General features: G+C 47.5%; 8 protein-coding genes (1 of these 8 only partly in view). 6 read left to right on the forward strand and 2 right to left on the reverse strand.

Annotated elements, in window-relative coordinates:
- Positions 1-314 precede the first annotated feature (314 nt).
- From ACZ5N7_RS15765 to ACZ5N7_RS15780, 4 genes are all read left to right on the forward strand, one after another.
- Positions 315-1,007, forward strand: coding sequence for a phosphoadenylyl-sulfate reductase (locus ACZ5N7_RS15765; RefSeq protein WP_464655505.1), 693 nt, complete (start codon positions 315-317; stop codon positions 1,005-1,007).
- A gap of 33 nt (positions 1,008-1,040) precedes the next feature.
- Positions 1,041-2,225, forward strand: coding sequence for a sulfate adenylyltransferase (gene sat / locus ACZ5N7_RS15770; RefSeq protein WP_464655507.1), 1,185 nt, complete (start codon positions 1,041-1,043; stop codon positions 2,223-2,225).
- A gap of 67 nt (positions 2,226-2,292) precedes the next feature.
- The gene (gene cwlD, locus ACZ5N7_RS15775) at positions 2,293-3,051 is read left to right on the forward strand and encodes an N-acetylmuramoyl-L-alanine amidase CwlD (RefSeq protein WP_464655509.1); all 759 of its coding nucleotides are present in this window, start codon (positions 2,293-2,295) and stop codon (positions 3,049-3,051) included.
- 51 nt (positions 3,052-3,102) lie between these two features.
- Entirely contained in the window at positions 3,103-4,185 is a 1,083-nt protein-coding gene (locus tag ACZ5N7_RS15780) for an Mrp/NBP35 family ATP-binding protein (protein WP_464655511.1), read from the forward strand.
- A 45-nt stretch (positions 4,186-4,230) separates the two neighbouring features.
- Here ACZ5N7_RS15780 and gerD read toward each other — a convergent pair whose 3' ends face one another.
- Positions 4,231-5,031 (reverse strand): spore germination lipoprotein GerD, encoded by an 801-nt coding sequence (gerD, locus tag ACZ5N7_RS15785; protein ID WP_464655513.1) that lies wholly within the window; start codon positions 5,029-5,031, stop codon positions 4,231-4,233.
- Between the two features lie 139 nt (positions 5,032-5,170).
- On the opposite strand from gerD, the gene ACZ5N7_RS15790 reads away from it, so the two are divergent.
- Positions 5,171-5,737: a KinB-signaling pathway activation protein gene (locus tag ACZ5N7_RS15790; protein WP_464655515.1), complete on the forward strand. Its 567-nt coding sequence runs from the start codon at positions 5,171-5,173 to the stop codon at positions 5,735-5,737.
- Positions 5,738-5,765: 28 nt separating this feature from the next.
- Here the strand turns inward: ACZ5N7_RS15790 and pdaB are convergent, their stop codons facing one another.
- The gene (gene pdaB / locus ACZ5N7_RS15795) at positions 5,766-6,497 is read right to left on the reverse strand and encodes a polysaccharide deacetylase family sporulation protein PdaB (protein ID WP_464659309.1); all 732 of its coding nucleotides are present in this window, start codon (positions 6,495-6,497) and stop codon (positions 5,766-5,768) included.
- A 174-nt stretch (positions 6,498-6,671) separates the two neighbouring features.
- Here pdaB and ACZ5N7_RS15800 point away from each other — a divergent pair, with 174 nt between their 5' ends.
- Positions 6,672-7,209, forward strand: partial view of a stage II sporulation protein M gene (locus ACZ5N7_RS15800; RefSeq protein ID WP_464655517.1) — the 5' portion only. 77 nt of this gene lie beyond the right edge of the window; the window shows 538 of its 615 coding nt (coding positions 1-538); the start codon lies at positions 6,672-6,674; its stop codon lies beyond the right edge, outside the window.

A 7,209-nucleotide genomic window follows, 5' to 3' on the forward strand; every position in this document is an offset into this window, starting at 1 on the left:
GACCGCTCGTAAAGTAATATCGAGAGTTTTAAGTCAGAGCCAATTCGATGAAGCGCAATCATGCTTTTTGTAGCTTTCGGTGCGAGCAGTACCCGCTCTAACGGAATAATCTGCGGGAGGTCTATCTGACTTTGTGGGCATTGTATGAAGAACATAGGCAGTCAAGCACCTAGAAATGCCTTTCTCCATACGATAAGATAGCTGTCAAGTGAGAGGAAAATTTCATATTGACATAAAGTAGAAACCTTTTATAATTAAAGTAAATACTTAAATCCTTATAAATATAGTCGGAATTATCAAGGAGGACTTTTCCTATGAACTTGTTTGAGAAAGAAGCTTTGGTTAATCAGGCCGCAGTCGATTTGGAAAACCAATCTCCTGAAGCCATCATTGAATGGGCTGTAGACAGATTCCCTAATATAACGTTGGCGTGCAGCTTTGGAGCGGAGGACGTCGTTTTGGTCGATATGCTGCAAAAGGTAAGTCCGCAGACCGATATTTTCTATTTGGATACTAACGTCCATTTTCAAGAAACCTATGAAACGCGGAACCGGCTGCAAGAATATTACGGTGTGCAATTCATCCAGGTGGAGCCATCGCTCACTTTGGATCAGCAGGCAGGCCAGTTTGGCGAAGAATTGTGGAAATCCGATCCTACTCAATGCTGCAACATCCGCAAAGTAGATCCGCTTACGAAAATTCTTGCCAATTACGACGCATGGATCACCGGAATCCGCAGAGACCAAGCGCCGACAAGGGCTAATGCCAAGAAAGTGGAATATGATGTGAAATTCGGACTGATCAAATTCAACCCGCTTGCCAGCTGGACGTCCGAAGATGTGTGGAATTATATCCGCAGCAACAATGTGATCTACAACCCACTGCATGACAACAACTATCCGAGCATCGGATGCTCCCATTGCACACGTCAGGTATTTGCCGGAGAAGACCCAAGAGCTGGCCGTTGGTCGGGATTTGAGAAAACGGAGTGCGGACTTCACAAATAAGATGAGCCTATTACAATCATTGGAGGTCATTACATGAAAGAGACAATTCAAGCTCATGGCGGGACCCTGATCAATAGAATCGTATCTGCAGACCACAAGACGGCTTTGGAGGAGAAAGCGAAATCCCTGAATCAGATCAAAATCAATGCCTGGGCCGTCTCGGATCTTGATCTGATCGGTGTGGGGGCTTTTTCACCGCTTACCGGATTCATGGCAGAGAAGGATTACCACTCTGTCGTGGAATCCATGCGCCTGACGAACGGAACGGTTTGGAGCATACCGATTACCTTGGCGGTGGAGCCAATCATAGCGGAGACTCTTACGGTCGGTGAGCAGGTAGCCCTTGTAGGGGAAGCTGACGGGGTTATATACGGCCTTTTGGACGTGCAGAGCATCTATGAGGCGGATCAACATAACGAAGCACTGAAAGTATTTAAAACGAATGATATGGCGCATCCAGGAGTTCAAAAGCTGTTATCCAGACCTTCGACCTATGTAGGCGGACCGATTCAGGTTCTGAACCGCCCGCAGCCTTCGAAGTTTCAAGAATTTTATTTTGATCCGTCTGAAACAAGAAAGATTTTTGCTGAAAAAGGGTGGAAGACGGTTGTAGGGTTCCAAACCAGAAATCCAGTGCACAGAGCGCATGAATACATCCAGAAGTCCGCTATGGAAATTGTAGATGCCCTTTTCTTAAATCCTCTGGTCGGAGAAACCAAATCGGATGACATCTCGGCGGAAGTCAGAATGCGCAGCTACCTCGTCCTGCTTGACAACTATTATCCCAAAGACCGCAGCTTTCTCGGAGTGTTCCCGGCAGCTATGCGCTATGCTGGACCCAGAGAAGCGATATTCCACGCCATGGTCCGCAAAAACTACGGATGTACCCATTTCATCGTAGGCCGCGATCACGCAGGTGTAGGTGATTATTACGGCACTTACGAGGCGCAGGAGATATTCCGAAACTTTACCGCCGAAGAGCTGGGAATCACTCCGTTGTTCTTTGAGCACAGCTTCTTCTGCACCAAATGCGGCAACATGGCTTCAAGCAAAACCTGCCCTCATCCGGCTTCAGACCATCTGCATTTATCCGGGACGAAGGTTAGGGCGCTGCTTAGAGACGGCCAACGTCCGCCAGCGGAATTTACCAGGCCGGAAGTGGCTGAGGTGCTTATCCAAGGAATGTCCGAACAATTGACTTCGTCAGCCAAGGAGTAGTCATATTCGTCCACCCTGTCCCATATAGATCATACAGAGTCTATAGGGAGTAGAGGTGGATTTTTTTATGCCCAGAAGAAGAAAAAGGTGGGTTATTTGGATTACATATCAAAGCACCATTAAACTGGTCTCCTCCGCGGCATTGATAATGCTGCTGGTCTTCCTGTTCACTTACGAGCTGCCCGCCACCAAAACCTGGACCTATTGGACCCTTCCGTTGTCCGGAAAGACTATCGCATTAGACGCGGGGCACGGCGGCGCCGACGGAGGGGCCAAGAGCAAAGAGGGCACATTTGAAGAGAATATCACCTTGGCGATCACCAAATATGTCAGGGATTATTTGCAGCAGGCAGGCGCGGTCGTTGTGATGACAAGGGAAGAAGATAAAGATTTGGCAGACGAAAATACCAAGGGTTACAGCGCGCGGAAGACTCAGGATTTGGTACGGCGAGCCCGGTTTATAACCGATAATAAATCCGATTTGTTCTTGAGCGTTCACTTGAATGCCATTCCGTCTCCCAGATGGTCAGGGGCCCAAACCTTTTACTATCGCAACCACAAGGACAATCCCATCTTGGCCGCATTAATCCAGGACGAACTTAAGAAAAATCTCCAGAACACGGACAGGGTGGCCAAAGAAGCCGATAAAACGGTTTATTTGCTGAAAACTTTAAAAATCCCCGGGGCTTTAGTGGAAGTCGGGTTCCTTTCCAATCCTGAAGAGGCTAAATTAATGGAAGACGAAAATTATCAGAAAAAGGTGGCCGCCGCCATCTACCAGGGCATTCTTCGTTACTATTCCGGCGAAAAATTAGGAACTCCGTAAAATTGTGATATAATAACATTATTAATTACAACGTGACAACCGAGGTGTCTTATGCTGACCAGAGAACAAGTATTGCAAGCTTTAAACGGATTTATCGAACCACAGTATCAACAAAGCATTACGCGGCTTAATTTTGTACGGGATATTCTTATAAAAGAAGACAGTGTGTCTCTAACTTTAATTGTGACATCCCAGGACGAAAATTATAAAAATCAGTTTAAACAGATGGCCTCACATGCCATACGAAATCTCGGAGCCAAAGAAGTTCATATCCGTTTTAGACTGATCACCGACTATGACAAAAGCCAGATCTCTGCAGCGACCAGAAACGACAATGTTCCACAAGAAACAATTTCGGAAGCTGAGAACCAATCGCTTCTTTCTCCCGGCTCCAAAACCCGATTTATTGCCATAGCGAGCGGCAAGGGTGGAGTCGGCAAGTCCACGGTTACAGTGAACTTGGCTGCAGCTTTAGCCAGAAAGGGCAAGAAAGTCGGTATCATCGATGCCGATATTTACGGATTTAGCGTGCCGGATATGATGGGGATCGAAGAACGACCGCAATTAGTCAACGACCGCATTATTCCGGTAGAGCGCTTTGGCGTAAAAGTGATGTCTATGGGATTTTTTGTCGAAGATAACGCTCCAATCATTTGGCGGGGACCGATGCTGGGCAAAATGTTAAAGAACTTTTTCGGGGAAGTAAACTGGGGTGAGCTCGATTATATGCTTTTAGATCTTCCTCCGGGCACCGGGGACGTCGCTTTGGATGTTCACAGCATGATTCCCCACAGCAAGGAAATTATCGTCACTACGCCGCATGCTACAGCCGCTTTCGTGGCGGCGCGTGCCGGAGCCATGGCTATCAAGACAGAACATGAAATTCTTGGCGTTATCGAGAATATGGCTTATTTTGAATGCGGCAAGTGCGGGGACAAGCAGTATGTGTTTGGGCGCGGCGGCGGAGGAAAGCTGGCCGAGGAACTGCACACCCAGCTGCTGGCGCAAATTCCACTGGGAGCTCCGGAGAATAGCATAAGCGAGCAGGAATATTCACCTTCCGTTTATCATGCGGACACAGTTGCAGGGAAAATATACATGGAAATTGCCGATCTAGTGATCAATAAATATTAGGGAATCCAAAGGGGAACCGGCGCATCGCTGGCTCCCCTTTTTTTATTATGAACCGCCACCACCGCCGCCAGTATCAGCGCCGCCGCTTTCGTCTTTGCTCTTATCCCCGCCTGCTTTGCTTTTATCTCCGCCTTTATCCTTGTCTCCGCCTTTATCTTTGTCACCACCTTCTTTACCCTGCTGATCGGAAGTGGCTTTTGGCATCGCGTGCTGTTCTTCCAACGCCTTTTTCATTAGTTCGACTAGCTGCATTTTAAACAAGGGGCTTTGCATGGATTCATTGATAACGGACATGATCTGCTGTCTGTATTGAGTGCCTTTCATGGTATCCATCAGCACTCTTTCATATTCCGGATTTTTCATAATTGTAATGAGATCTCTCTGGTACTCGGGATCTTTCATCAGGTCCTTGTGGAGCTGCTTGTCTTCCTTCTGCACAGCTTTAGCGAAGTCTCCGGCAAATTTGGGATCTTTCATCAGGGTTTGCAGAAACTGGGTGCTGCCCGGCGATGTAAGAACATCTTTCACAGTGGACTGCAGCATGGTGACCTGCTCTGTGGAAAGCGACTTCATACTGCCGCCACCGCCAGAAGCTCCGCCGCCGGCTCCGCCCGCGGAACCGCCGCCTCCACTGCCGTCACCGCCGCCCTGGCCGCCGCCAGCTCCGCCGCCTTGCGCATCCATAACGGCTTTCTTTCCGTCTTCCGACTTCAGAATATCCAGCACCATCGTCTTCGTTTCTTTATAGCTTTGGCCCTGCTGCTGGGAGCCTCCGGATGTGCATGAGGACAGCATAAGTGCCATTGCGGTTGCAGGTATGGCCAACACCCACCGTTTATTTATCATAATTAGTGCTCCCTTCCCAACAATGATGTTCCTATTATGTGTGGTTTAACGCGGTTTATGTTGTGTCGTTGATAGCTTTTTATTGCGAAGGTTGGTACAATTAACTATCGGAGAATCATTGAAGTGGGGGACATGGTTAGTGACGTTAAGAAAGTGGTTTCATTTATTCTGGACAAGTTTGGTAATTGGCGCTGCGTCAGCGTTAGTCATTGGAGTCGTTCTCCAGGCGCAGGATCGGAATTTTGCGGTTATGGGGTTGTCCGGGGTTGGCTTTAATGTGTTTAATATGATACTTGCAGGGTTTTTGATCAGTGTGATCAGCCAAACGGCCTTTTTTGCTTATTTGATGTTTCGTTTTATGATGATTGGCATGATCAGAAGCAAGAGAGCCTGGGAATATATCCAGATTGCTTTGATTTGCATAGTTCTCGTGTTTGGCCAAGTCGTATGGCAGAACTTTGTTCCTATAGCTGTGGTTATCCTTATCGTTTCTTTCGCCGTCGCTTATTGGAAAGTGAAATTAACGAATTACAACGCATTTATTCCCACATTGTTTTTTATGTCCGCGGTCACCGTTTTGGAAGCAATTCCCTCCCTCAGGCTGAACAGCGTTTCTTCTTCCTTGTTTATGATCGTTCCGCTGATTTTCTGCAACGCATGGCAAATACTGACCCTGCACAAAATAGTGGACAGCAAAAAGAGCTAGGTTATCCCAGCTCTTTTCCTTTTGACGTTCATTGTATCGGCCGCATTGTAGGATCCCCAACCTGTTGATGCTGCACCGATGACTGTTTCATCAATTGGCTGACAGTGACGAATTCGTAGCCTTTGTCCCTCAGCTTATCGATGATGACGGGGAGTGCTTCGGCCGTTTGTTTGCAGGAGTCGCTTGCATGCAGCAGAACGATATCTCCCGGATGCGCCTTCGTTACGACGCGGTTGATAATGTCATCCACCCCTTTATTTAACCAGTCCTGGGAATCGGTGTCCCACTGCACGACGGTATAATTTAAGTCCTTGGCGATTTGGAGCACTCTTTTATTGAAATCGCCATTCGGCAGACGAATGAGCTTAGGCTGCGTTCCAGTTACTTCCGATAAAATGCTATGCGCGGTTTGAATCTGAGTGCGGATTTCCTCGTCGGTCAAGGTACTGTAGTTCTCGTGCTTATGGCCGTGGCTGCCGATTTCGAATCCGGATTTCATTATGCGTTTCACAATCTCAGGATGGCTTTTGCTCCAAGGGGAAGAGAGAAAAAAGGTCGCGTTTTTCACTCCTTTGTTTTCCAACACCTGCAGGATCGGCTCGGTGCGTTTGTCCCCCCAGCTAATATCAAAAGTCAGAGCGATAACCTTTTTCTCTGTGGGAATACTGTAAATAGCCGACGGCTCGTTTTGCGCGAATACGGATACGTTCTCCCTCTCCGAATAGACGATGCCTGCTGCGAATAACGCGGCGACGGACATGATGAACACCTGCTTAAATTTTTTTCCGTTAAGTACATAAAAGAACCCGCTCACCAGCCTTGACCTCCTTTTCACTCCCGGACACCGGAAGGCTTGTTTAATGGTATTAGTACAATGTATGCTAGTACCATGCAGTTATGCTATTCTCAGAATTGGAAGGAAGCGGGACCAGCCATGAATTTTCGTGAATTATTTAATGTATTAAAAGAAATGAAGCATTATTTCATTGCAGCCGTTCTCGTGTTTGGCGCGGGGATTTTTATAGGCGTGGCGTATTATGACACGTTCGACGCTTTTATCAAAAGCCAGCTTAAAGGCATGCAGGGCCTTAAAAATATCATCGAAGGAAAGCGGCACACGCAATTGTGGCTATTCATCATCATTTTCCTTAATAATGCGTTTAAAGCGATTATCTTTGTTTATATCGGACTGTTGTTTGGCATTCTCCCGCTCTATTCGCTGATTGCGAACGGCATTATTTTGGGTTATGTAATCCGGGCGCAGCTCCTCCTCCATGAATCTTGGGTGTATGTCGCGAAGGGGTTGGTACCGCACGGTATCCTGGAAATCCCGGCCATTATCGTGGCCAGCGCTTATGGTTTAATGCTAGGAGTGCTGCTAATGAAAAGCGTGCTGGGGGCCGCAGTTCCGCCATTCAGAAAATATAGGGCACCGGAATTCAGAAGGCTGTTCCGCGCAAGCGTACCCTTAA

It is taken from the genome of Paenibacillus sp. JCM 18996 (assembly GCF_055392555.1).